Origin of the sequence: Leclercia sp. W17 (assembly GCF_003336325.1) — a bacterium.
In the GTDB taxonomy this organism is placed as follows: Bacteria; Pseudomonadota; Gammaproteobacteria; order Enterobacterales; family Enterobacteriaceae; genus Enterobacter.
In genome coordinates this window covers 1,010,060-1,034,831 of sequence record NZ_CP031101.1, presented here as the reverse complement: position 1 = coordinate 1,034,831, position 24,772 = coordinate 1,010,060, and the positions used below count along the sequence as shown (strand labels likewise).

Sequence of the window (24,772 nt, the reverse complement as noted above, 5' to 3'; positions counted from 1 at the left end):
TACCCCCAATGCCCTGCGGTGTTGGGGTTTTTCATTTTTATAAGCCATAGCCCCCCTTCCCGTAGCAGTTGTTACCGGCAGCAAATACGCTTGAATTTCCCATATCTTGTGTGGTTGAAAGTTTAGATGACTACATCTAGTATTCCTTTTAGCAAGACAGACTCCTGGTGACGCGTTCAATCGCGTTGGACTCCCATTTTAAATGGAAATACGAATCATGCGCATTATTATTTACACTCGTGACAACTGTGTGCAGTGCCATGCCACCAAACGCGCCATGGAGAGCCGGGGCGTGAGCTTCGAACTGGTGAATGTGGATCAGGTTGCCGACGCGGCAGAGAGGCTTAAAGCCCAGGGGTTCCGCCAGTTGCCGGTGGTGGTCGCCGGGGAGATTAGCTGGTCGGGGTTCCGTCCGGATCTGATTAACCGGCTGCCGCAGGCTGCGCAGGCCGCCCGGGCATGAGCCTGCTCGTCTACTTCTCCAGCAGCTCGGAGAACACGCACCGCTTTATCGTGCGCCTCGGACTGCCCGCCGTGCGGATCCCGCTGAACGAGCGGGAGCGCATCCAGGTGGACGAGCCTTTTATCCTGGTGGTGCCTAGCTACGGCGGCGGTGGAACCGCCGGGGCAGTACCGCGCCAGGCGATCCGCTTTCTTAACGATCCCCATAACCGGGGACTTATCCGCGGGGTGATCGCCGCCGGCAACCGTAATTTCGGCGATGCCTTCTGCCGCGCCGGGGATGTCATCTCACATAAGTGCGGCGTGCCGTACCTCTATCGCTTTGAGCTGATGGGGACACAGCAGGACGTCGACAACGTGCGTAAAGGAGTAAACGAATTTTGGCAACGACAACCGCAGAACGCGTGATGCAGGGATCGCAGGATTTCCATGCCCTGAACGCCATGCTGAACCTGTACGATGGTGACGGGAAGATCCAGTTCAGCAAAGATCATGAGGCGGTGGACGCCTTTTTTAACGTCCATGTCCGCCCCAACAGCGTGACCTTTGCCAGCCCGCAGGCGCGTCTGGACTACCTGCTCAGGGAAGGTTACTACGACCCACGGGTGCTGGCGCGCTATGAGAGCAGCTTTGTGCTGGCGCTCTTTGCCCATGCCCATGCCAGCGGTTTTCGTTTCCAGACCTTCCTCGGCGCCTGGAAGTTTTACACCAGCTATACGTTGAAAACTTTCGACGGAAAGCGCTATCTGGAGAGCTTTGAGGATCGGGTGGTGATGGTCGCCCTGACCCTGGCCCAGGGAGATGAAACGCTGGCCCGCCAGCTGACGGACGAGATCCTTTCCGGGCGTTTTCAGCCCGCCACGCCTACCTTCCTCAACGGCGGCAAGGCGCAGCGCGGGGAGCTGGTCTCCTGTTTCCTGCTGCGTATTGAAGACAACATGGAGTCGATTGGCCGGGCGGTCAATTCGGCACTACAACTTTCCAAACGCGGCGGCGGCGTGGCCTTTTTACTCTCGAACCTGCGGGAAGCGGGGGCGCCCATCAAGCGCATCGAGAACCAGTCCTCCGGGGTGATCCCGGTGATGAAGATGCTGGAGGATGCCTTCTCCTACGCCAACCAGCTCGGCGCGCGCCAGGGGGCCGGGGCGGTCTATCTTCATGCCCATCACCCGGACATCATGCGTTTTCTTGATACCAAACGCGAGAACGCCGACGAAAAAATTCGCATCAAAACCCTCTCCCTGGGGGTGGTGATTCCGGATATCACCTTCCGGCTGGCAAAAGAGAATGCCGATATGGCGCTCTTCTCCCCTTACGACGTGGAGCGCATCTACGGTAAGCCGTTTGGCGATGTGGCGGTGAGCGAGTTGTATGACGAGATGGTGGCAGATACGCGGATCCGCAAAAAAACCCTCAACGCCCGAGAGTTCTTCCAGCGGCTGGCCGAGATCCAGTTTGAGTCCGGTTATCCCTACATCATGTACGAGGACACGGTCAACCGCGCCAGCCCCATTGCCGGGCGCATCAATATGAGCAACCTCTGCTCGGAGATTTTGCAGGTTAACAGCCCTTCAACCTATGACGAGAATCTGGACTACGCCCGTATCGGGCACGATATCTCCTGCAATCTGGGCTCGCTGAATATTGCCCACACCATGGACTCGCCGGACTTTGGCCGCACCGTTGAGACCGCGGTACGCGGCCTGTCGGCAGTGTCGGAGATGAGCCACATCCGCAGCGTACCGTCGGTAGAGGCCGGAAATGCCGCCTCGCACGCCATTGGGCTGGGGCAGATGAATCTGCACGGCTATCTGGCGCGGGAGGGCATTGCCTACGGGAGTCCGGAGGGGCTGGATTTCACCAACCTCTACTTCTACACCATCACCTGGCACGCGCTGAACACCTCAATGATGCTGGCCCGTGAAAAAGGGCAGCGATTCGCCGGTTTTGAGCAGTCGCGTTACGCCAGCGGAGAGTACTTTAACCTGTACCTCAGCGGCGACTGGCAGCCAAAAACGGAAAAAGTGCGGGCGCTGTTTACCCGCGCCGGGGTCCGCCTGCCAACGCGGGCGATGTGGCAACAGCTGCGCGACGACGTGATGCGCTACGGCATCTACAACCAGAATCTGCAGGCGGTACCGCCTACCGGGTCGATCTCATACATCAACCATGCCACCTCAAGCATTCACCCGATTGTGTCGAAAATCGAGATCCGCAAAGAGGGGAAAACCGGGCGCGTCTACTACCCTGCCCCGTTTATGACGAATGAGAATCTGGACCTCTATCAGGATGCCTATGAAATCGGCCCGGAAAAAATTATCGATACCTACGCCGAGGCGACAAAACATGTCGATCAGGGGCTGTCGCTGACGCTCTTCTTCCCGGACACCGCCACCACCCGCGACATCAACAAAGCGCAGATCTATGCGTGGAAGAAAGGGATCAAGACCCTGTACTACATTCGCCTGCGCCAGCTTGCGCTGGAAGGCACCGAAACAGAAGGCTGCGTGTCCTGCGCGCTGTAAGGAGAGAGCATGAAACTGTCCCGGGTTCACGCCATTAACTGGAACAAGATTGAAGATGACAAAGATCTGGAGGTATGGAACCGCCTGACCAGCAACTTCTGGCTACCTGAAAAGGTGCCGCTGTCGAACGACGTTCCGGCGTGGCAGACCTTAAGCCACGAAGAGCAGCAGCTCACTATCCGCGTCTTTACCGGCCTGACGCTGCTCGACACGGTGCAGAATACGGTGGGCGCACCGGCGCTGATTGACGATGCGCTGACCCCGCACGAAGAGGCGGTGATGTCGAATATCAGCTTTATGGAGGCGGTGCATGCCCGCTCCTACAGCTCCATTTTCTCGACGCTTTGTCAGACCAAAGATGTGGATGCCGCGTACCGCTGGAGCGAAGAGAGCGTCACGTTGCAGCGTAAAGCCCAGCGGGTACTGGAGCAGTACCGCGCCGACGAACCGCTGAAGAAGAAGATTGCCAGCGTCTTTCTGGAGTCGTTCCTCTTCTACTCCGGCTTCTGGCTGCCGATGTACTGGTCGAGCCGGGGCAAGCTCACCAATACTGCGGATCTGATTCGGCTGATCATCCGGGATGAGGCCGTACATGGATATTATATTGGCTATAAATATCAGAAAGGGCTGGAGAAAGTTAGCGAGGCCGAACGCGAGGCGTTGAAAGGTTTTGCGCTGGATCTGCTGATGGATCTGTATGATAACGAGCTGAACTATACCGACGAGCTCTATGCCGGAACGGGCTGGGAGGAGGATGTGAAAGCGTTCCTCTGTTACAACGCCAACAAAGCGCTGATGAACCTCGGCTACGAGGCGCTCTTCCCGCCGGAAATGGCGGAGGTAAACCCGGCGATCCTCGCCGCGCTCTCGCCGAATGGTGACGAAAACCATGATTTTTTCTCTGGGTCGGGATCGTCCTATGTCATGGGAAAAACGGTGGAGACAGAAGACCAGGACTGGGATTTTTAAGTGAAATAAATCGGTTTTCAATGCGAAATATATCACTTAATGTCTGACAAATATCTCTTCGTGATCTACGCTGTAATTCTCCGGTCATATTCGCCTGAATCACATCGATTCAGGCGAAATTTCCCATCCGCACGGTAAAAATCTCAAAAAAATTCATTTCCCGCTCAGCCCTTATCTCATGGGAAATTGAGCGATATTGCCTGCGTGCAAACCACGGCAAAATTCATGCCACAAGCGCCGCAAGGGTTGTCTCAGATTCTGAGTATGTTAGGGTATGGCCTGCTTATTATTTCACTGGTAACGCTATCGATTTAAATAAATAACGGGACATTCTTTATTGCATGGCAATTAAATTAGAAGTTAAAAACCTCTACAAAGTATTTGGCGAGCACCCGCAGAGGGCTTTCAAATATATTGAAAAAGGTCTCTCAAAAGAACAAATTCTGGAAAAAACCGGGCTATCGCTTGGCGTTAAAGACGCCAGTCTGGCCATTGAAGAAGGCGAGATATTTGTCATCATGGGATTATCCGGTTCGGGTAAATCCACTATGGTTCGCCTTCTCAATCGCCTGATTGAACCCACCCGCGGACAGGTGCTGATTGACGGCGTCGATATCGCCAAAATATCGGACGCCGAGCTCCGCGAGGTGCGCAGAAAAAAGATCGCGATGGTGTTTCAGTCGTTCGCCCTGATGCCGCATATGACGGTGTTAAATAACACTGCTTTCGGCATGGAATTAGCCGGCGTACCGGCCAATGAGCGCCAGGAAAAAGCGCTGGATGCGCTGCGTCAGGTGGGGCTGGAAAATTACGCCCACGCATATCCGGATGAACTTTCCGGCGGGATGCGCCAGCGCGTGGGATTAGCCCGCGCATTAGCGATCAACCCCGATATATTATTAATGGACGAAGCCTTCTCGGCCCTCGATCCATTAATTCGCACCGAGATGCAGGACGAGCTGGTAAAACTGCAATCCCGACATCAGCGCACCATTGTCTTTATTTCCCATGACCTCGATGAAGCCATGCGAATTGGCGACCGGATTGCCATTATGCAAAACGGCGAAGTGGTTCAGGTGGGTACTCCGGACGAAATTCTGAATAATCCGGCAAATGATTATGTCCGCACCTTCTTCCGTGGCGTGGATATTAGCCAGGTATTTAGCGCCAAAGATATTGCCCGCCGCACGCCAAACGGCATTATCCGTAAAACGCCAGGGTTTGGCCCGCGCTCGGCGCTGAAGCTGCTGCAGGATGAGGACCGGGAATATGGTTATCTGGTTGAACGCGGCAATAAATTTGTCGGCGTGGTCTCTATCGACTCCCTGAAAACCGCCCTTGGCGAAGGTCAGGGGATCGATGCGGCGTTAATCGACGCGCCACTTGCCGTAGACGCAGAAACGCCGCTCAGCGAGTTGCTCTCCCACGTTGGCCAGGCGCCCTGTGCGGTGCCGGTGGTTGGAGAGGAACAACAGTACGTCGGCATCATTTCAAAACGCATGCTGCTGCAGGCTTTAGATCGCGAGGGGGCAAACAATGGCTGATCAATCTAACCCGTGGGGTACTACAGAGGCGGCGGACAGCGCGGCGCAATCTGCTGACGCGTGGGGTTCTTCTACGCCAGCACCCACCGACGGCGGTGGCGCTGACTGGCTGACCAGCGCTCCGGCGCCGGAACCAGAACACTTCAATATTATGGATCCGTTCCATAAGACCCTGATCCCGCTCGACCGCTGGGTGACGGAGGGAATCGACTGGGTGGTGACCCACTTCCGCCCTGTGTTCCAGGGGATCCGCGTCCCGGTGGACTACATCCTCAACGGCTTCCAGCAGCTGATGCTGGGGATGCCCGCTCCGGTCGCCATCGTGCTCTTCTCGCTGATTGCCTGGCAGTTTGGCAGCGCGGGAATGGGGATCGCCACGCTGATCTCGCTGATCGCCATCGGCGCCATTGGCGCGTGGTCCCAGGCGATGATCACCCTGGCGCTGGTACTGACCGCCCTGCTCTTCTGCGTGGTGATCGGCCTGCCGATGGGGATCTGGCTGGCGCGCAGCCCGAGGGCGGCGAAAATTATTCGCCCGCTGCTGGATGCGATGCAGACCACCCCGGCGTTTGTCTACCTGGTGCCTATCGTGATGCTGTTCGGCATCGGTAACGTGCCGGGCGTGGTGGTGACCATTATCTTCGCCCTGCCGCCGATTGTGCGCCTGACGATACTCGGCATCAACCAGGTGCCGGCCGATCTTATCGAAGCCTCGCGCTCGTTTGGCGCCAGCCCGCGTCAGATGCTGTTTAAAGTCCAGCTACCGCTGGCGATGCCCACCATTATGGCGGGGGTGAACCAGACCCTGATGCTGGCCCTGTCGATGGTGGTGATCGCCTCGATGATCGCCGTGGGCGGTCTGGGCCAGATGGTGCTGCGCGGGATTGGTCGTCTCGATATGGGGCTGGCCACCGTCGGTGGCGTCGGGATCGTGATCCTCGCCATTATCCTTGACCGCCTGACCCAGGCTGTCGGTCGTGATGCACGCAGTCGCGGCAACCGTCGCTGGTATAACACCGGCCCTGTCGGGTTGCTTACCCGCCCATTCACAACGTCTAAATAAGGAACAACGATGCGACATAGCGTACTTTTTGCCACAGCGTTTGCCACCCTTGCCTCCACCAGCGCATTCGCTGCCGACCTGCCGGGCACCGGTATTACCGTGCAACCGGTCCAGAGCACCATCTCCGAAGAGTCATTCCAGACCGGGCTGGTCAGCCGCGCGCTGGAGAAGCTGGGCTATACGGTCAATAAACCCAGCGAAGTGGATTACAACGTCGGCTATACCTCCATTGCCTCGGGTGATGCCACCTTTACCGCCGTCAACTGGCAGCCGCTGCATGACGACATGTACACCGCCGCGGGCGGCGACAAAAAGTTCTACCGTGAAGGGACCTTTGTCTCCGGTGCGGCTCAGGGTTACCTGATCGACAAGAAAACCGCCGACCAGTACCACATTACCAATATTGAACAGCTGAAAGATCCGAAAATTGCGAAGCTGTTCGATACCAACGGGGACGGCAAAGCCGACATGATGGGCTGCTCGCCGGGCTGGGGCTGTGAGGCGGTGATTAACCATCAGAACAAAGCCTTCGACCTGGCGAAAACCGTGGAGGTGAGTCACGGCAACTACTCTGCGATGATGGCGGACACTATCGCCCGCTTTAAAGAGGGTAAGCCGGTCATCTATTACACCTGGACGCCATACTGGGTAAGCGACGTGCTGAAGCCGGGTAAAGATGTGGTCTGGCTGCAGGTGCCGTTCTCCTCCCTGCCGGGCGAGCAGAAGGATATCGACACCAAACTGCCTAACGGCATGAACTACGGTTTCCCGGTGAATACCATGCACATTGTGGCCAACAAAGCCTGGGCTGAGAAAAACCCGGCAGCGGCGAAGCTCTTCTCGGTCATGGAGCTGCCGCTGGCGGACATCAACGCGCAGAACGCGATGATGCATGCCGGCAAGTCATCGGAGGCCGATGTACAGGGCCATATCGATGGCTGGATCAAAGCCCACCAGCAGCAGTTTGATGCATGGGTAAATGAAGCCCTGGCGGCACAGAAGTAACGCTATTCTGCTCCTCTCTCCCGGAGAGGGGAGCAGACCGCACGATCCATCACTCAACAACTCCCCGCCTCCGCGCTTCATCCGTTATTATGGTTTACGAAAAAATAATCACTTAATTAATGATTTTGAAACCAAATGACAAAAACACCTCAAGGGCTTAGCCCCGCACTTATTCTGCTGATGTCAGTGGCAACCGGTCTGGCGGTCGCCAGCAATTACTATGCACAACCCCTGCTGGACACCATCGCCCGCAACTTCTCGCTCTCGGCAAGCTCGGCCGGTTTTATCGTTACCGCCGCCCAACTGGGGTACGCTGTGGGTCTGCTGTTCCTCGTGCCGCTGGGAGATATGTTCGAACGCCGGGCGTTGATTGTCTCCATGACGCTGCTGGCCGCGGGCGGGATGTTGATCACCGCCTCCAGCCAGTCGCTGAGCATGATGATCCTCGGTACCGCCCTGACCGGTCTCTTTTCGGTGGTGGCGCAGATTCTGGTGCCCCTCGCCGCTACTCTCGCCTCGCCGGATAAGCGCGGCAAGGTGGTGGGCACCATTATGAGCGGCCTGCTGCTGGGGATTTTACTGGCGCGAACCGTAGCAGGCTTACTGGCGGGTATCGGCGGCTGGCGCACCGTCTACTGGGTCGCCTCGGTGCTGATGGTGGTGATGGCGCTGGCGCTGTGGCGCGGCCTGCCGAAGGTGAAGTCAGAAACCCATCTCAACTATCCGCAGCTGCTGGGCTCCGTCTTTAGCCTGTTCACAAAGGACAAACTGCTGCGTACCCGGGCGTTGCTTGGCTGTTTCACCTTCGCCAACTTCAGTATTCTCTGGACCTCAATGGCCTTCCTGCTGGCCGCCCCGCCGTTTAACTATTCCGAAGGGGTGATCGGCCTGTTTGGCCTGGCGGGGGCTGCCGGTGCGCTGGGCGCACGTCCTGCGGGTGGCCTGGCGGACAAGGGCAAATCGCACCTCACCACCACCATCGGCCTGGTGATGCTGCTGCTCTCCTGGGCGGCAATCTGGTATGGACATGTCTCGGTGCTGGCGCTGATTGTCGGCATCCTGGTGCTCGACCTGACCGTGCAGGGGGTGCATATCACCAACCAGACCGTGATTTACCGCGTTAAGCCGGATGCCCGTAACCGCCTGACGGCCGGATATATGACCAGCTACTTTATCGGCGGTGCGGCCGGGTCGCTCATTTCGGCCTCGGCGTGGCAGCATGCCGGCTGGACGGGCGTGTGTGCGGTCGGGTCGGTGATGGCGCTGCTTAACCTGCTGGTCTGGTGGCGTGGTTATCACCGTCAGGAGGCTATTCAATAAGGTTTACATAAGTTTGGGGCTCTCAGGGTGTTAAGGAGCCCCTCAGTCTGTTAAGGTACGCAATCATTTATACCGAAAATTTTTATGTGGGTAATATATTAGAATACCGCATGAATAGCTTACGCCTGATGACCCATCCCCGTTTTGCCAGCGTCACCCCCTCTTTTCTGTGCTTACCGGGTCACGGATCAACCCGGCTCTTGATGACAGTGAAATTCGTCTTGCGGATTTTATCCGCACAAATAATTCATTTACATTATTTGTCACTGTCGTTACTATATCGGCTGTAATTAATGAGGTTATGCCCAAATGGATAGTTCGTTTACGCCCATTGAACAAATGCTTAAATTTCGCGCCAGTCGCTATGCAGATTTCCCTTATCAGGAGATCCTGTTAACGCGTCTCTGCATGCACATGCAGGGTAAGCTGCTGGAAAATCGCAATAAAATGCTTAAAGCTCAAGGGATTAACGAGACGTTATTTATGGCGTTGATTACGCTGGAGTCTCAGGAAAATCACAGCATTCAGCCTTCGGAGCTGAGTTGCGCGCTGGGTTCGTCCCGTACCAATGCGACCCGTATTGCCGATGAGCTTGAAAAACGTGGCTGGATTGAGCGCCGCGAAAGTGACAACGACCGCCGTTGTCTGCACCTGCAACTGACCGAGAAAGGTCACGAATTCCTGCGCGAGGTGCTCCCACCTCAGCACAACTGCCTGCATCAACTCTGGTCGTCTTTAAGTAACGCAGAGAAAGATCAGCTCGAGCATATCACCCGTAAGCTGCTCACCCGTCTGGACCAGATGGATGAAGATGGCGCTGTTCTTGAGGCGCTGCGCTAACGCGACGACACGCTCCAAAATCCAGATTAATAAGAAAACCGTCAGGCCAGCATCTCATCGTGCTGGCCTTTCTGATAACAGGTCGGCTCAGCCGATGTGAAATAATAAGATCGTGGAGAACAACATGAGCGCAAATGCGGAGAACACAACCCCGCAGCAACCGGTCAACAAGAAAGGCAAACGCAAGCGCGCCCTTCTGCTGCTGACCTTGCTCTTTATTATCATTGCCGTGGCATATGGGATCTATTGGTTTTTAGTACTGCGTCATAGTGAAGAGACGGATGACGCGTATGTGGCAGGGAACCAGGTTCAGATTATGGCGCAGGTGTCGGGCAGCGTGACGAAAGTCTGGGCTGACAATACCGACTTTGTGCAAAAAGGTGATGTGCTGGTAACGCTCGATCCGACCGATGCCCAGCAGGCGTTTGAAAAAGCGCAGACTGAGCTGGCGTCAAGCGTACGTCAGACCCGCCAGCTGATGATCAACAGCAAACAGCTGCAGGCCAATATTGACGTGCAGAAAACCGCCCTCGCCCAGGCCCAGAGCGACCTCAATCGTCGCGTCCCGCTGGGTTCGGCCAACCTGATTGGCCGCGAAGAGCTGCAACACGCCCGTGACGCGGTCGCCAGTGCGCAGGCCCAGCTGGATGTGGCCCTTCAGCAATATAACGCCAATCAGGCAATCGTGCTGAATACCACGCTCGATCAACAACCGGCGGTAAAACAGGCGGCGACCGAAGTCCGTAATGCCTGGCTGGCACTGCAGCGTACCAAAATCGTCAGCCCGATGACCGGCTACGTTTCCCGTCGTTCCGTGCAGCCTGGCGCGCAGATCACCTCCTCCACCCCGCTGATGGCGGTGGTGCCGGCAACCAACCTGTGGATTGACGCCAACTTCAAAGAGACCCAGCTGGCGCATATGCGTATCGGCCAGACCGCCACGGTCGTCAGCGACATCTACGGCGACGACGTGAAGTACACCGGTAAAGTGGTGGGGCTGGATATGGGGACCGGTAGCGCCTTCTCGCTGCTGCCTGCGCAAAACGCCACCGGGAACTGGATCAAAGTGGTTCAGCGTCTGCCGGTGCGTATCGAGCTGGATGAGAAACAGCTGGCGGACCATCCGCTGCGTATTGGTCTCTCCACGCTGGTGACGGTGGACACTTCCAACCGTGACGGCCAGATGCTGGCAAACCAGGCACGTTCGAACCCGGCCTACGAAAGTAATGCCCGCGAGATCAGCCTTGAGCCGGTGAATAAACTGATCGATGAGATCGTGAAGGCAAACGCCGGTTAATCCGAAGGTGAGCGTTATGCAGCAGCAAAAACCGCAAAAACCGTTGGAAGGGGCGCAGCTGGTCATCATGACCATTGCGCTTTCGCTGGCGACATTCATGCAGGTGCTGGACTCCACCATCGCGAACGTGGCGATCCCGACCATTGCCGGGAACCTTGGCTCATCCCTGAGCCAGGGGACATGGGTGATCACCTCATTCGGGGTGGCGAATGCGATCTCCATCCCGATTACCGGCTGGCTGGCGAAGCGCGTCGGGGAAGTGAAACTGTTCCTCTGGTCAACGATCGCTTTCGTGCTGGCCTCCTGGGCGTGTGGTGTCTCCAGCAGCCTGACCATGCTCATCTTCTTCCGCGTGATCCAGGGGATTGTCGCCGGGCCGCTGATCCCGCTGTCGCAAAGTCTGCTCCTGAACAACTATCCGCCTGCCAAGCGTTCCATTGCGCTGGCGCTGTGGTCAATGACGGTGATTGTCGCCCCAATCTGCGGCCCGATTCTGGGCGGTTATATCAGCGATAACTATCACTGGGGCTGGATCTTCTTTATCAACGTGCCGATTGGCGCCCTGGTGGTACTGCTGACCCTGCAGTCGCTGCGTGGCCGCGAAACCCGTACTGAACAGCGGCGGATTGATGGCGTGGGGCTGGCGCTACTGGTGCTGGGCATCGGTAGCCTGCAGATCATGCTCGACCGCGGGAAAGAGCTGGACTGGTTCGCCTCCCAGGAGATCATCGTTCTGACTGTTGTGGCGGTGGTGGCGCTCAGCTTCCTGATTGTGTGGGAGCTGACGGACGACAACCCGATAGTCGATTTGTCGCTATTTAAATCACGCAACTTCACCATAGGTTGTTTGTGTATCAGCCTTGCCTACATGCTTTACTTCGGCGCCATTGTTCTGCTGCCGCAGCTGTTGCAGGAGGTGTACGGATATACCGCCACCTGGGCAGGACTGGCGTCGGCGCCGGTTGGGGTGATCCCGGTCCTGCTGTCACCAATCATCGGCCGCTTCGCCCATAAGCTGGATATGCGACGCCTGGTGACCTTCAGCTTCATTATGTATGCGGTGTGCTTCTACTGGCGTGCCTATACCTTTGAGCCGGGCATGGACTTTGGCGCCTCCGCGTGGCCGCAGTTTATTCAGGGCTTTGCGGTGGCCTGCTTCTTTATGCCACTGACCACCATCACCCTCTCCGGTCTGCCGCCGGAACGGATGGCGGCGGCATCCAGCCTGTCGAACTTTATGCGTACGCTGGCGGGCTCTATCGGCACCTCGATGACGACAACCATGTGGACCAACCGGGAGTCGTTGCACCATGCGCAGCTGACCGAGTCAGTGAACGTGTTCAATCCGCAGGCGCAGGAGATGTACAGCCAGCTACAGGGTATGGGCATGACCGAGCAGCAGGCATCCGGGTGGATAGCTCAGCAGATCACCGCCCAGGGGCTGATCATCTCGGCCAACGAGATCTTCTGGCTGTCGGCAGGTGTGTTCATTGTGTTACTGGGGCTGATCTGGTTCGCCAAACCGCCGTTTGGGGCGGGTGGCGGAGGGGGCGGCGCCCACTAACGTGTTTGCCTGAAAAGAAAAACGGATCTGCATGCAGATCCGTTTTTTTATGGCCGCGATTACGGCTACTTAATCCCAATAATTTTAATCGTGATGATCGAGACTGTACCTGGCGGTACAAAACCGGGGACACCCGACTCACCATACGCCTGCTTCGCCGGGATATGGATTTTTGCCTCTCCGCCCAGGCCCAGCTTTTTCACTACCGTCTGGAACAGCGGCGGTAAATCTTTCACCCGACTGGCACGAATTTCATTCTTGGACATGACTTTACCGGTACCGAGCACTTCATCGATTTCGGTCATGATTTCATTTTTGTCGTTGATCAGGGGAGCTTCACCTTTTTTAATCACCCTGTAGACAGCGCCATCAGGTAGTCGCTTAGCCCCCTTCTCATTCGCCGCTTTTGTCATGATAGCTTTACTCTGCTTTTCATTTTCACTTTGCGTTGCGACAAACTGTTTTTTCTGTAACTGATCCAGTGCCGTCAGCTCTTTCGAAAGCGTGGCTTCTGCCAGCTGTAGCTTGTTAGTCACCTTATCGTTAAAGCCCTGCATAAAGGCGTTAAGATCGAGTTTTTTACTCAGACCGTCCAGCTTGGCTTTCTCACGCTCTGCCGCATCGCCATACCATGCACCGATTGCGTAGCTGGTCTTCGTATCTTTTGACGCCGTCTTATCAATCTTCACCTGCTGCACAGGTGCAACGTCTTTTCCAGCCTTAGCCTGAGTCTCTTTTAACTTCTGGTTTTCGGCCGTCAGCGCTGTAAGAGAGCTATTTTGCGTTTTATATTTCTCCTCAAGCGAGGCGTTTTGCCTCTGTAGCTCTGCCAGCTGCTTTTTCAGTTCCGCGGCCTCTTTACCTGCGGTCGCCAGCTGCGCGCTGCTCTTCTCTTTCTCAATGTCCGTATTGCTTTTATGTAAAGAGAGCAGGGATTCCTGAGAAGCGATAACTTTTTTAGCATCTTCAAGCTGCTTCAGCACAATATCGGACTTCGTTTTTTCACTGCTGAACTGCTTTTCCTGCTCGGCCAGACGGGTTTCCAGCGTCGCTTTTTGCAGGTTCAGTGCCGATAGCTGCGCTTTTAACGTGTCGAGCTCTTTGACCACACCGGTGCTTTTATCACCGCTCGCTTTAAGGGTAGCCAGCTGCGCATCCAGCACCTGCCGCTGCGCCTGCAGTTCTGCCAGCTGTTTGGTCAGGACGGCATTTTTCTCACGCGTCTCTTTTAACGCAATCAGCTCCGTTTCCAGCGCCTTTTTCTGCGTCTTCAGATCGCTCAACTCTTTGGCCAGCGCGGCGCTCTTTTCATCGGCGCTTTTCAGCGCGGTAAGCTGGGTTTCCAGCGCCTTTTTTTGCGCCTGCAGATCGGTCAGCTCTTTTGTGAGCGTCGCATTTTTATCAATGGCCTGTTTCAGCGTCGCCAGTTGAGTTTCCAGCGCTTTCTTCTGCGTTTGCAGATCGGTCAGCTCTTTAGTGAGCTTCTCTTTCTCGCTCCCGGCATTGCTTTTTTGCATTGCCAACAGTGATTCCTGAGAAGCCAGGACTTTTTTGGTATCTTCAAGCTGGCTCTGCGCGATGGCGGATTTCGCCTTCTCACTGTTGAACTCTTTCTCAAGCTCGGCCAGCCGCTTTTCCAGCGCGGTTTTTTGCTGGTTCTGTGTGGACAGCTGAGTTTTCAGGGTATCGATTTCACCCGTCAGAACAGTGCTCTTTTCAGAGTGAGTTTTAAGAGAGGCCAGCTGGGCATCCAGCGCATTCTTCTGCGCCTGCAGGTCGGCCAGCTGTTTGGTCAGCGCGGCGCTCTTTTCATCGGCGGCCTTCAGCGCGGTAAGTTGGGTTTCCAGCGCCTTTTTTTGCGCCTGCAGATCGGTCAGCTCTTTAGTGAGCTTCTCTTTCTCACTTCCGGTGCTGCTTTTTTGCGTTGCCAGCAGTGACTCCTGAGAGGCGAGGACTTTTTTGGTATCTTCGAGTTGGCTTTGCGTAATGGCGAATTTCGCCTTTTCACTGTTGAACTCTTTCTCAAGCTCGGCCAGCCGCTTTTCCAGCGCGGTTTTTTGCTGGTTCTGTGTGGACAGCTGAGCTTTCAGGGCATCGATCTCCCCCGTCAGGACAGTGCTTTTTTCAGAGTGAGCTTTAAGAGAGGCCAGTTGGGTATCCAGCGCATTCTTCTGCGCCTGCAGGTCGGCCAGCTGTTTGGTCAGCGCCGCATGCTGCGCGTTGGCTTTACGCAGTTGTTCCGCCAGTTCCGCGTTTTTTTGTTTCTCGATGTCAGCAGACTTTGGCAATGCCGCAATGAGGCTTTCGACAGCAAGTTTTTGCGCACTGCCATCCGGTTGCGGTTTAAGCCGGGCGAGCGCCTGCTCCTTTTCCGCAACGCGATCCTTTTCATGGGCAACCGCCTGTTCCAGAGAAGCTTTCTCTCTTTCTAAAACACTTAGCTGCTTATTTAACGCGGTAATGGTGGAGTTGGCCTGGCGAAGCGCGTCGTTCAGACGCGTAATTTTTGCCGGGTCTATCCCGGCAGCCTTGTCACTTTTAACGGCACTGGCACGGGGTACCGGATCAGCAGGCTTACTCGCCTGCGATTGGGGAAGATCCACTGCCGCCTTCTGGGGAGTTGTAGCGGTTTCAGAGGCAATAAAGGGGTTAGTTTTCTCCTGGCCGATAATTTTTTCATCATCCAGACGCTTTAATAAATCCGTGCCAACTGCAAGCGCCTTTCCGCCTGATAATAACAATCCGCAGTACAGTGCTGCGCTAAAGAATTTATTCATAACTTATTCATTTCATTAGCACGGTTCATCATGTTGGTATAGACCGTATTACGAATCCTTACGCATACCAGCGATAATTTTTTATTAATTTCGGTGAGCATAACCTCCGAAGCATTACCATCCACCAGGGATTTATTCGATTCGTAAATTTTATAGTTTTTATTAATATTATCGAATTGCTTACGGTAGGATTCATAGGTAATGACTCCAACTTACTGATAGTGTTTTATGTTCAGATAATGCCCGATGACCTTGTCATGCAGCTCCACCGATTTTGAGAACGACAGTGACTTCCGTCCCAGCCTTGCCAGATGTTGTCTCAGATTCAGGTTATGTCGCTCAATGCGCTGAGTGTAACGCTTGCTGATAACGTGCAGCTTTCCCTTCAGGCGTGATTCGTACAGCGGCCAGCCATCCGTCATCCATACCACGACCTCAAAAGCCGACAGCAGGCTCAGAAGACGCTCCAGTGTGGCCAGAGTGCGTTCACCGAAGACGTGCGCCACAACCGTCCTCCGTATCCTGTCATACGCGTAAAACAGCCAGCGCTGACGTGATTTAGCACCGACGTAGCCCCACTGTTCGTCCATTTCAGCGCAGACAATCACATCACTGCCCGGTTGTATGCGCGAGGTTACCGACTGCGGCCTGAGTTTTTTAAGTGACGTAAAACCGTGTTGAGGCCAATGCCCATAATGCGTGCACTGGCGCGACATCCGACGCCATTCATGGCCATATCAATGATTTTCTGGTGCGTACCGGGCTGAGAGGCGGTGTAAGTGAACTGTAGTTGCCATGTTTTACGGCAATGAGAGCAGAGATAGCGCTGATGTCCGGCAGTGCTTTTGCCGTTACGCACCACGCCTTCAGTAGCGGAGCAGGAAGGACATCTGATGGAAATGGAAGCCACGCAAGCACCTTAAAATCACCATCATACACTAAATCAGTAAGTTGGCAGCATTACCGGATTCATAGGCTACGGGGTCGAGCTTCTGTAACGCGGAAAACTCCTGATAGCATTGCACTTCCTGCTTACGTTCAGCAGGTGCTTTCGCAATAGGCGTCGTAACGCTTCCAGATCCGCATGCAGACAAAAAAAGAGTAGAAAAAAGGATGGCGGCACCTGTCAAATAAACTTTCATAAATCCCTCTGATTTTTATCTATTCCATGAAATATCAACGCACCCATAATTACAATGAATGCGTATTAATACATCATCCATAGATATAATATATAATTAACCATCATGCGTTGGCTGCAATAATAGTCACAAAGAGAGGGATGCACAACGAGAGATAATTTTTTAGGAATTTATAAATAAACAAGGCAGAAGGGAGTAAAATTACCCAGCTCACGCTTTGTTGAGAGCCGGGTAATGAACTAGATGTGCAGTTCCTGCAGCTTCTCTTTTGGCAGCGCCAGTTCGTCGTTGCTGTTAACGCGAACGTCACGCTCAAGAATGTGGCGGGCGATATCCTGTGCTTCTTCCAGAGAGTGCATCTGATATGTGCCGCACTGGTAAACGTTGAGTTCCGGGATCTGGTTCTGCTCTTTCACCTTCAGCACGTCAGCCATCGCCGCTTTCCAGGCCTCAGCAACGCGGGTCTCTTCCGGCACCCCAATCAGGCTCATGTAGAACCCGGTACGACAACCCATAGGCGAAATATCGATGATCTCAACGCCGTTACCGTTCAGGTGATCGCGCATGAAACCGGCAAACAGGTGCTCCAGAGTGTGAATGCCTTTTTCCGGCATCACTTCTTTATTCGGTACGCAGAAACGCAGGTCGAATACCGTGATCGTATCGCCGTGCGGGGTATGCATGGTCTTCGCAACGCGTACAGCAGGTGCTTCCATACGGGTATGGTCGACAGTAAAGCTATCTAATAACGGCATACGTCACCTCCGATAGTGATTTTTTTTTAAAAATAATGAACTCTTCAATTCAACGCGAGTCTGAGTATATGAAAGACGCGCATTTGTTATCATCATCCCTGTTCTTCAGAGATGTTATTTTGGCCACAGCGATGTGGCCTTTTTCTTTTCTGTCAGCCTTGTTTCGCCAGAAACTCAGCAAACGACTCTGTATCCGCCGCCTCAATCTCAGCCTGACGCACCATTGATGCTTCGCGTTCAGCAGCAAACTCGGCTTCGGTAAGCACTTCCAGCGGCTCCTGCAGCAGCATATCGCGATACTCCGCCGCTAGCGCACGACCGGTGCCACCAATACCCCGATCAATCATAGAACGCAGAATGCGTGCCGAGAATGTCAGCTCCGGATTATCAAAACTTTCGACCAGCTGATCGCACACCTGCTGATACTCATCACCACCATAGACGCTATCCAGTGTGTGGGCGACACGTTTGAGATCGCGGAACAGATCTTTCCCCACCTGCTGCAGCGGGAACTGTGCCGTCTGGCAACCGATGCCCAGCGTCAGGCCTGGTTTGCGCCCTTCGAGGATCACTCGATTCCAGTTAGTGCGGGTGCAAAGCAGTTCGTCAGAACTCATTTCCGGCGCATCGGCCAGCACGCACCAGACCATAAACAGATCGAGGAAGCGTACCTGCTGCTCGTCCACACCAATTGGCGAGAACGGGTTGATATCCAGGGAGCGTACTTCGATGTACTCAATCCCACCGCGCTGTAACGCATCCGACGGAGTTTCTCCGCTGCGCGTGACGCGTTTCGGACGTATAGGCGCATACAGTTCGTTTTCAATCTGTAAAACGTTACTGTTGATTTGCAGGCGCTTACCGTCTTTCTCAAGACCGATCTCTTCGTAGGCTTCCGACGGGGTTTTGATCGCCCGCTTCAATCCTGCCACATACTCATGCAGATCGTTAAACGTAATTCCGAGATTGCTTTGCGATTTATTGGTATAACCCAGGTCGCTGAGACGCAGGGAGGTCGCGTACGGCAGGTAGTACATGCCGCATTCGGTTTTCTCAAACGGCAGCGTGGTCGGTTTGCCCTGCAGGAAAGAGGAGCAAATCGCCGGAGAAGCACCAAACAGATACGGGATGACCCAGCCGAAGCGATAGTAGTTACGAATCAGGCGGAAATAGCCTGCGGAGATCGCCTCTTTATCCGTTTCGCCGCACTTCGCCTGCCAGAATGCCATCGGCAAGGAGAAATTATAGTGCACGCCAGAAATCGTCTGCATCAGCGCACCATAGCGATTTTTTAATCCTTCGCGATAGAGCGTTTTCAGTCGACCGATATTGGACGTGCCGTACTGCGCCAGTTCAATATCCTGCCCCTGCGCGATATAGCAAGGCATACTCAGCGGCCACATCCGCTCATCACCCAGATTACGAGCGCTGTAGCGATGAATGTCACGCATGATTTTCAGCATGTGGTCAATTTCGCCGTCGACCGGCGTAATAAACTCAAGCAGTGCTTCGGCGAAATCAGTGGTGATCCATTTATGGGTCAGCGCCGAACCCAACGCCTGTGGATGGCCCGTCGTTGCGAGACTGCCATCTGCGTTAACGCGCAGCGTTTCGCGCTCAAGACCGCGCTGAATACCCTTCAGAGCCTGAGGGTGGTTTTCCAGCCAGGCCAGTGCCTGTGATACGTCCGGGATCAATTCGACCTCCCGCCTGTCAAAATCATTTTATTTAGCATAATTGTAATGGTTTCTGGTCACAAACAGTCCAATTAGTGCCACCACGTCATGCCCTGCAAAGTTGCAACCGCTACAAGAATGTAGCGCAACGCCTTGCCAAGGCATAAAAAAAAGAGCACAGGCCCCCAGGGGATGCGCATCCATCCCGCCAGCAGGCACAGTAAATCACCGATTACCGGCATCCAGCTTAATAAAAGCGTGGCAGCGCCATAGCGTTTTAGCCAGCCGACTGCCTTTTCCTGCCAGCGCGACGTTTTGCGTAGCGGAAAGAATCGCCCAAGAATAACGTTAGTCAGCCCTCCAAGGCTATTACCCATTGTTGCTATTAACACGAGCAACCACGGCTGACTGACGCTGGACAAGAGCATCGCCACCAGCACCACCTCGGAATTTCCGGGAAGGATCGTAGCGCTTAAAAAACTGCTGGCGAATAATGAGGCGAGTGACAGTGCGTCACTCACAGTAAGCGAACATCCACCGCGGCCATACCGGCGTCTCGCGCCGCCTGAATACCGAAATCGGCATCTTCAAACACGACACACTTCGCGGGAGGGACTCCCATCAGCTCTGCGCAAAGCAGAAAGGTGTCAGGTGCAGGTTTATGGTTTTTAACGTGATCGGCCGCGACCACGGCAGAGAAATAGTGGCGCAGGTTAAGATGGTTGAGCAGCGCTTCGGCGATCGCGCTTTCACTGCCCGTCCCGACCGACATCGGGCGACGTCCGTGCCACTCTTTTACCACCTCAATTAATGGCAAAGGACGCACGGTGTCCAGCAGCATGGCTTTTACCGCATCGGTTTTTTCACGCGCGAGCAGGTGTGGGTCGAGATCGGCCTGATTCAGTTCAATCACGGCCTGCGCAATACGCCAGGTAGGAGATCCGTTGAGGGCTATCATCGCCTGTAAGTCGAAACGCATACCGTAACGCCCCAGGACCTCAGTCCAGGCTTTACGATGCGTAGGCTCGGTGTCGAGGATGGTGCCATCCATATCGAAGATCAAACCGTCATACTGTGCGTACATCGTGCTCTCGCTAAACGATTAACAAAGCATTACTTTATCGTAAATGGCGGTTTTTGTCGCTGGTTGCGAAATGATAACAATGAGAGTGATTAAGAACTAAACATCAGAGGGGGTGACAAGAAGAGATGGTGCATCCGGGAGGATTCGAACCTCCGACCGCTCGGTTCGTAGCCGAGTACTCTATCCAGCTGAGCTACGGATGCATCGGGATACTGCTTTGAGATGTAGTAAATGGTGCATCCGGGAGGATTCGAACCTCCGACCGCTCGGTTCGTAGCCGAGTACTCTATCCAGCTGAGCTACGGATGCATCGGGATTTACTACTGTTACTGCTGATACTCGGTATTGCTTCATAAGCAAAACAAAGTAAAAGATGGTGCATCCGGGAGGATTCGAACCTCCGACCGCTCGGTTCGTAGCCGAGTACTCTATCCAGCTGAGCTACGGATGCATCGGGATTTACTACTGTACTGCTCGATATTCATATCACTTCTAAAGCAATATGAAGTAATAGATGGTGCATCCGGGAGGATTCGAACCTCCGACCGCTCGGTTCGTAGCCGAGTACTCTATCCAGCTGAGCTACGGATGCAAAATGGCGGTGAGGCGGGGATTCGAACCCCGGATGCAGCTTTTGACCGCATACTCCCTTAGCAGGGGAGCGCCTTCAGCCTCTCGGCCACCTCACCACACAACGCCTCTTTCGAGTGCTTCGAGTAACTCGCTAAGAGCTTCTCGTCGCTGCGTGGCGCATATATTACTTTCTGGGACTTATAAGTCAAACAATTTTCCACAAGCTTTTATCGTTTGCACAATTCACAGGCAATTCGGACGTAAAACCCGCAAAGAGAGTGTTTTATAAACGTATTTTGCCCCTCTTTCTGCACTCTTCTGCATGAAGAACGGTGGATTTTGGCGAAGCAAAAGAGATAAGAGTGGTCAAAAACAGAGCGAACGAAACAGAACGGTAACTTTAAGGAAGGAGAATGTCAGGAGGGGTGCGTCTCGCCAGAGAGCGAGACGCGATAATATCAGTAACTTGACTGCTGGGATTTTTCAGCCTGGATACGCTGGTAGATCTCTTCACGATGAACAGAGACTTCTTTAGGGGCGTTCACACCAATACGTACCTGGTTACCCTTTACCCCTAAAACTGTCACGGTGACCTCATCCCCAATCATGAGGGTCTCACCAACTCGACGAGTCAGAATCAGCATTCTTTGCTCCTTGAAAGATTAAAAGAGTCGGGTCTCTTGTATCCCGGCATTATCCATCATATAACGCCAAAAAGTAAGCGATGACAAACACGTAATGTGTAGGTAGTCACGGCATCACAATCTGTTAAACGTAAGTTTAGCCGATATACACAAACTCAACCTGACTTTATCATTATCGATAGCGTAGAGCGCAGTACGCCATAACCGTGTCGTTATGGCGTCTGATTACGCTTTGTAATTATTACAGTTTCGAACTTACCCAGCTTTCTACGCTGGCCAGCGCTGCCGGGAGGGCCGCTGCGTCCGTACCACCGGCTTGCGCCATGTCAGGACGACCACCGCCTTTACCGCCCACTTGCTGAGCGACCATACCAATCAGCTCCCCTGCTTTCACACGGTCGATCACGTCCTTAGATACGCCCGCAATCAGAGAAACCTTACCTTCCGCTACCGTAGCCAGAACGATAACCGTTGAACCGAGCTGGTTCTTCAGATCGTCGACCATGGTACGAAGCATTTTCGGCTCAACGCCCGTCAGCTCGCTGACCAGCAGTTTAACGCCTTTAATTTCAACCGCTTTGCTGGAGAGGTTTGCGCTCTCCGCAACCGCAGCCTGCTCTTTCAGCTGCTGGAGTTCTTTTTCCAGTTGGCGGGTACGTTCCATCACGCTGCGCACTTTCTCGCCCAGGTTCTGACTGTCGCCCTTCAGCAGCTGGGCGATGTCGTGCAGCTGATCGCTCTCCGCATGCAGGCTGGCAATCGCGCCTTCACCAGTGACCGCTTCGATACGACGAACGCCTGCCGCGGTACCGGATTCGGACACGATGCGGAACAGACCGATGTCGCCCGTACGGCTGGCGTGCGTACCACCACACAGCTCGGTGGAGAAATCACCCATGCTCAGCACACGCACACGGTCGTCATACTTCTCGCCGAACAGGGCCATTGCACCTTTGTTCTTCGCCGCCTCGAGATCCATGATGTTGGTTTCGATCGGCAGGTTACGACGGATCTGGGCGTTAACCAGATCTTCCACCGCGCGGATTTCTGCCGGTTTCATCGCTTCGAAATGGGAGAAGTCGAAACGCAGCACTTTGTCATTCACCAGGGAGCCTTTCTGCGCAACGTGCGTGCCCAGAACCTGGCGCAGTGCCGCGTGCATCAGGTGCGTCGCAGAGTGGTTCAGACGAATACGTGCGCGGCGCGCTTCGTCAACGATAGCCTGAACGCCCTCGCCCACTTTCAGTTCGCCGGATGCCAGCGTCCCCTGGTGGCCGATTGCCTGACCGTACTTCTGCGTGTCGCTGACGGCAAAGCTGAAACCATTGCCTTTCAGTTCGCCTTTATCTCCAACCTGGCCGCCTGATTCTGCGTAGAACGGCGTTTTGTCCAGAACCACAACGGCAGTCTGGCCCGCGCTGATGCTCTCTACGGCTTTGCCGTCAACAAACAGGGCAGTCACTTTGCCGTTGGTTTCCAGATGCTCGTAACCTTCAAATTCGCTGCTGCCATCAACGCGGATCATGGCGTTGTAATCGGCGCCGAACCCGCTGGATTCACGCGCACGACGGCGCTGCTCTTCCATTGCCGCTTCGAAGCCCGCTTCGTCAACTTTGATGTTGCGCTCGCGGCAAACATCAGCCGTCAGGTCAACCGGGAAACCATAGGTGTCGTACAGACGGAAGGCGGTTTCGCCATCCAGGGTGTCGCCTTTCAGCTTCGACAGCTCGTCGTCCAGCAGGGTCAGGCCACGTTCCAGCGTACGGGCAAACTGCTCTTCTTCGGTCTTCAGAACCTGCTCAACCTGCGCCTGCTGACGTTTCAGCTCTTCGCCCGCGGCGCCCATCACGCCAATCAGTGGCCCCACCAGCTTATAGAAGAAGGTCTCTTTCGCGCCCAGCATGTTGCCGTGGCGGATTGCGCGGCGAATGATACGGCGCAGCACGTAGCCGCGGTTTTCATTCGATGGGATCACGCCGTCAGCAATCAGGAACGCACAGGAGCGGATGTGGTCGGCAATAACGCGCAGGGATTTGTTGCTCAGGTCGGTCGCGCCAGTCACGTCGGCAACGGACTTAATCAGAGTGCTGAACAGATCGATGTCGTAGTTGGAATTAACGTGCTGCAGTACCGCGGCAATACGCTCCAGACCCATACCGGTATCCACGGATGGCTTCGGCAGTGGCTCCATAGTACCGTCGACCTGACGGTTGAACTGCATGAAGACGATGTTCCAGATCTCGATGTAACGGTCGCCGTCTTCTTCTGCGCTACCCGGAGGGCCGCCCCAGATGTGGTCGCCGTGATCGTAGAAGATTTCGGTGCAAGGACCGCACGGACCGGTGTCGCCCATCTGCCAGAAGTTGTCAGACGCGTACGGGGCGCCTTTGTTATCGCCGATGCGAATAATGCGTTCGCGCGGGATACCGACTTCTTTTTCCCAGATTTCATAGGCTTCATCGTCGGTTTCGTAGACGGTAACCCACAGGCGCTCTTTCGGCAGGTTGAACCAGTTTTCACCGGTCAGCAGTTCCCATGCGTATTGGATAGCGTCATGTTTGAAATAGTCGCCGAAGCTGAAGTTACCCAGCATCTCGAAGAAGGTGTGGTGACGTGCGGTATAACCGACGTTTTCCAGATCGTTATGTTTACCACCCGCACGTACGCAACGCTGCGAGGTGGTCGCGCGGGAATAATTACGCTTGTCGAGACCAAGGAAGACATCCTTGAACTGGTTCATCCCGGCGTTGGTAAAGAGTAAAGTTGGATCGTTGTTCGGTACCAGGGAGCTGCTGGCAACAACCTGATGTCCCTTACTATGGAAAAAATCGAGAAACGCCTGTCGGATCTCAGCGGTGCTCTTGCTCATAATTATCCTGAAATCAAGCTAACGAAATGTCACAGCGGGTCACTACGCAACCGTTGTTGGATGGACCAGCTACTGTAAAAAGTGGGAATAAGATAAGTTTTCTTTGGAGGGAAGTAAAATCCCGCATGCGTTCAATCGGTAAAATTACGCCAGATATCCTGTATATCCTCCATCAGGAAACCGCGGTAGAGCAAAAAGCGCTGGATTTTGACTTTTTCTGAAAATTCACGCGGCAGCGGTTCGCCGTATTTTCGCACCGCCTGTTCCCGTGCCAGCGCGCACCAGTCAATCTCGCATTCACGCATCGCGCGTTCTGTGATTTCCCGTGGGATACCTTTCTGATTAAGCTCCTGGCGGATACGCACCGGACCATAACCTTTACGCCCGCGGCTGGCGATAAAGCGAGAGACGAAGCGGCTATCGTCCAGATAGTTATGCTCATAACACCAGGCAATAACGCGGTCATAATCTTCCGCGGTCGCGTCAATTTCTTCCGGGCCGTTTTTGCTCATGACCGGCGCCATGAGTTTGCGGCGCAGCTCCTGTTCGCTATGGTCGCGCACGCTCAGTATGCGTACCGCGCGATCAAGCAGACGGTTCCAGGCGGGGCGTCGGGGGGATGATTCACTCATAAAGCACCTGCTGAAAAACAAATGCAAAAAA

At 54.6% G+C, this 24,772-nt stretch carries 20 protein-coding genes and 5 tRNA genes; 11 read left to right on the top strand and 14 right to left on the bottom strand.

The window, feature by feature from the left end; genetic code table 11:
- Positions 1-217: 217 nt before the first annotated feature.
- The 11 genes from nrdH (at position 218) to emrB (ending at position 12,589) form a co-directional block, all read left to right on the top strand.
- Positions 218-463, top strand: a complete 246-nt coding sequence (gene nrdH / locus DVA44_RS05170) for a glutaredoxin-like protein NrdH (RefSeq protein ID WP_305773798.1) — start codon at positions 218-220, stop codon at positions 461-463.
- On the top strand, positions 460-870 hold the full coding sequence (nrdI, locus tag DVA44_RS05165) for a class Ib ribonucleoside-diphosphate reductase assembly flavoprotein NrdI (protein WP_114385888.1): 411 nt from the start codon (positions 460-462) through the stop codon (positions 868-870). Before nrdH ends, nrdI begins: the two co-directional genes overlap by 4 nt.
- Positions 843-2,987: a class 1b ribonucleoside-diphosphate reductase subunit alpha gene (gene nrdE / locus DVA44_RS05160; RefSeq protein ID WP_114385887.1), complete on the top strand. Its 2,145-nt coding sequence runs from the start codon at positions 843-845 to the stop codon at positions 2,985-2,987. The genes nrdI and nrdE overlap by 28 nt, the downstream gene beginning before the upstream one ends.
- A gap of 9 nt (positions 2,988-2,996) precedes the next feature.
- On the top strand, positions 2,997-3,956 hold the full coding sequence (nrdF, locus tag DVA44_RS05155) for a class 1b ribonucleoside-diphosphate reductase subunit beta (RefSeq protein WP_114385886.1): 960 nt from the start codon (positions 2,997-2,999) through the stop codon (positions 3,954-3,956).
- Positions 3,957-4,297: 341 nt separating this feature from the next.
- Entirely contained in the window at positions 4,298-5,500 is a 1,203-nt protein-coding gene (proV, locus tag DVA44_RS05150) for a glycine betaine/L-proline ABC transporter ATP-binding protein ProV (protein WP_114385885.1), read from the top strand.
- Positions 5,493-6,563 carry a glycine betaine/L-proline ABC transporter permease ProW gene (gene proW, locus DVA44_RS05145; RefSeq protein WP_114385884.1) on the top strand — a complete coding sequence of 357 codons (1,071 nt, stop codon included), beginning with the start codon at positions 5,493-5,495 and terminating at the stop codon, positions 6,561-6,563. The genes proV and proW overlap by 8 nt, the downstream gene beginning before the upstream one ends.
- 9 nt (positions 6,564-6,572) lie before the next feature.
- Complete coding sequence (proX, locus tag DVA44_RS05140) at positions 6,573-7,568, top strand: glycine betaine/L-proline ABC transporter substrate-binding protein ProX (protein WP_114385883.1); 996 nt, start codon at positions 6,573-6,575, stop codon at positions 7,566-7,568.
- A 135-nt stretch (positions 7,569-7,703) separates the two neighbouring features.
- Entirely contained in the window at positions 7,704-8,888 is a 1,185-nt protein-coding gene (locus tag DVA44_RS05135) for an MFS transporter (RefSeq protein ID WP_114385882.1), read from the top strand.
- A 309-nt stretch (positions 8,889-9,197) separates the two neighbouring features.
- On the top strand, positions 9,198-9,728 hold the full coding sequence (mprA, locus tag DVA44_RS05125; protein WP_039029994.1) for a transcriptional repressor MprA: 531 nt from the start codon (positions 9,198-9,200) through the stop codon (positions 9,726-9,728).
- Positions 9,729-9,852: 124 nt separating this feature from the next.
- On the top strand, positions 9,853-11,025 hold the full coding sequence (gene emrA, locus DVA44_RS05120) for a multidrug efflux MFS transporter periplasmic adaptor subunit EmrA (protein ID WP_103180870.1): 1,173 nt from the start codon (positions 9,853-9,855) through the stop codon (positions 11,023-11,025).
- 16 nt (positions 11,026-11,041) lie between these two features.
- Positions 11,042-12,589 carry a multidrug efflux MFS transporter permease subunit EmrB gene (gene emrB, locus DVA44_RS05115; RefSeq protein ID WP_114316941.1) on the top strand — a complete coding sequence of 516 codons (1,548 nt, stop codon included), beginning with the start codon at positions 11,042-11,044 and terminating at the stop codon, positions 12,587-12,589.
- A 65-nt stretch (positions 12,590-12,654) separates the two neighbouring features.
- On the opposite strand, the gene DVA44_RS05110 is transcribed toward emrB, so the two are convergent.
- The 14 genes from DVA44_RS05110 to recX all read right to left on the bottom strand — a co-directional run bounded on the left by DVA44_RS05110 (position 12,655) and on the right by recX (position 24,741).
- Positions 12,655-15,366 (bottom strand): FKBP-type peptidyl-prolyl cis-trans isomerase N-terminal domain-containing protein, encoded by a 2,712-nt coding sequence (locus DVA44_RS05110; protein ID WP_114385881.1) that lies wholly within the window; start codon positions 15,364-15,366, stop codon positions 12,655-12,657.
- Positions 15,367-15,578: 212 nt separating this feature from the next.
- Positions 15,579-16,276, bottom strand: a protein-coding gene (locus DVA44_RS05100; RefSeq protein WP_225321516.1) for an IS1 family transposase whose coding sequence is annotated in 2 segments (ribosomal slippage) — positions 15,579-16,027 and positions 16,027-16,276 — 699 coding nt in all. Because the reading frame shifts where the segments join, the coding sequence is not laid out codon by codon here.
- 471 nt (positions 16,277-16,747) lie between these two features.
- Positions 16,748-17,263, bottom strand: coding sequence for an S-ribosylhomocysteine lyase (gene luxS, locus DVA44_RS05095; protein ID WP_103822661.1), 516 nt, complete (start codon positions 17,261-17,263; stop codon positions 16,748-16,750).
- Positions 17,264-17,415: 152 nt separating this feature from the next.
- Positions 17,416-18,960, bottom strand: coding sequence for a glutamate--cysteine ligase (gene gshA, locus DVA44_RS05090; RefSeq protein ID WP_103822662.1), 1,545 nt, complete (start codon positions 18,958-18,960; stop codon positions 17,416-17,418).
- Positions 18,961-19,031: 71 nt separating this feature from the next.
- On the bottom strand, positions 19,032-19,460 hold the full coding sequence (locus DVA44_RS05085; RefSeq protein ID WP_103822663.1) for a YqaA family protein: 429 nt from the start codon (positions 19,458-19,460) through the stop codon (positions 19,032-19,034).
- Positions 19,457-20,023, bottom strand: a complete 567-nt coding sequence (gene yqaB, locus DVA44_RS05080) for a fructose-1-phosphate/6-phosphogluconate phosphatase (RefSeq protein WP_103822664.1) — start codon at positions 20,021-20,023, stop codon at positions 19,457-19,459. The genes DVA44_RS05085 and yqaB overlap by 4 nt, the downstream gene beginning before the upstream one ends.
- A gap of 126 nt (positions 20,024-20,149) precedes the next feature.
- Positions 20,150-20,226 (bottom strand) — tRNA-Arg (locus DVA44_RS05075).
- Positions 20,227-20,255: 29 nt separating this feature from the next.
- Positions 20,256-20,332: transfer RNA gene (locus DVA44_RS05070), tRNA-Arg, on the bottom strand.
- Positions 20,333-20,397: 65 nt separating this feature from the next.
- Positions 20,398-20,474, bottom strand: a tRNA-Arg gene (locus DVA44_RS05065).
- A 64-nt stretch (positions 20,475-20,538) separates the two neighbouring features.
- A tRNA-Arg gene (locus DVA44_RS05060) sits at positions 20,539-20,615 on the bottom strand.
- Between the two features lie 4 nt (positions 20,616-20,619).
- Positions 20,620-20,712 (bottom strand) — tRNA-Ser (locus tag DVA44_RS05055).
- 342 nt (positions 20,713-21,054) lie between these two features.
- Positions 21,055-21,240 (bottom strand): carbon storage regulator CsrA, encoded by a 186-nt coding sequence (gene csrA / locus DVA44_RS05050; protein ID WP_000906486.1) that lies wholly within the window; start codon positions 21,238-21,240, stop codon positions 21,055-21,057.
- Positions 21,241-21,481: 241 nt separating this feature from the next.
- The gene (gene alaS, locus DVA44_RS05045) at positions 21,482-24,109 is read right to left on the bottom strand and encodes an alanine--tRNA ligase (RefSeq protein ID WP_114385879.1); all 2,628 of its coding nucleotides are present in this window, start codon (positions 24,107-24,109) and stop codon (positions 21,482-21,484) included.
- A 131-nt stretch (positions 24,110-24,240) separates the two neighbouring features.
- Complete coding sequence (recX, locus tag DVA44_RS05040; protein WP_114385878.1) at positions 24,241-24,741, bottom strand: recombination regulator RecX; 501 nt, start codon at positions 24,739-24,741, stop codon at positions 24,241-24,243.
- Positions 24,742-24,772: the final 31 nt, after the last annotated feature.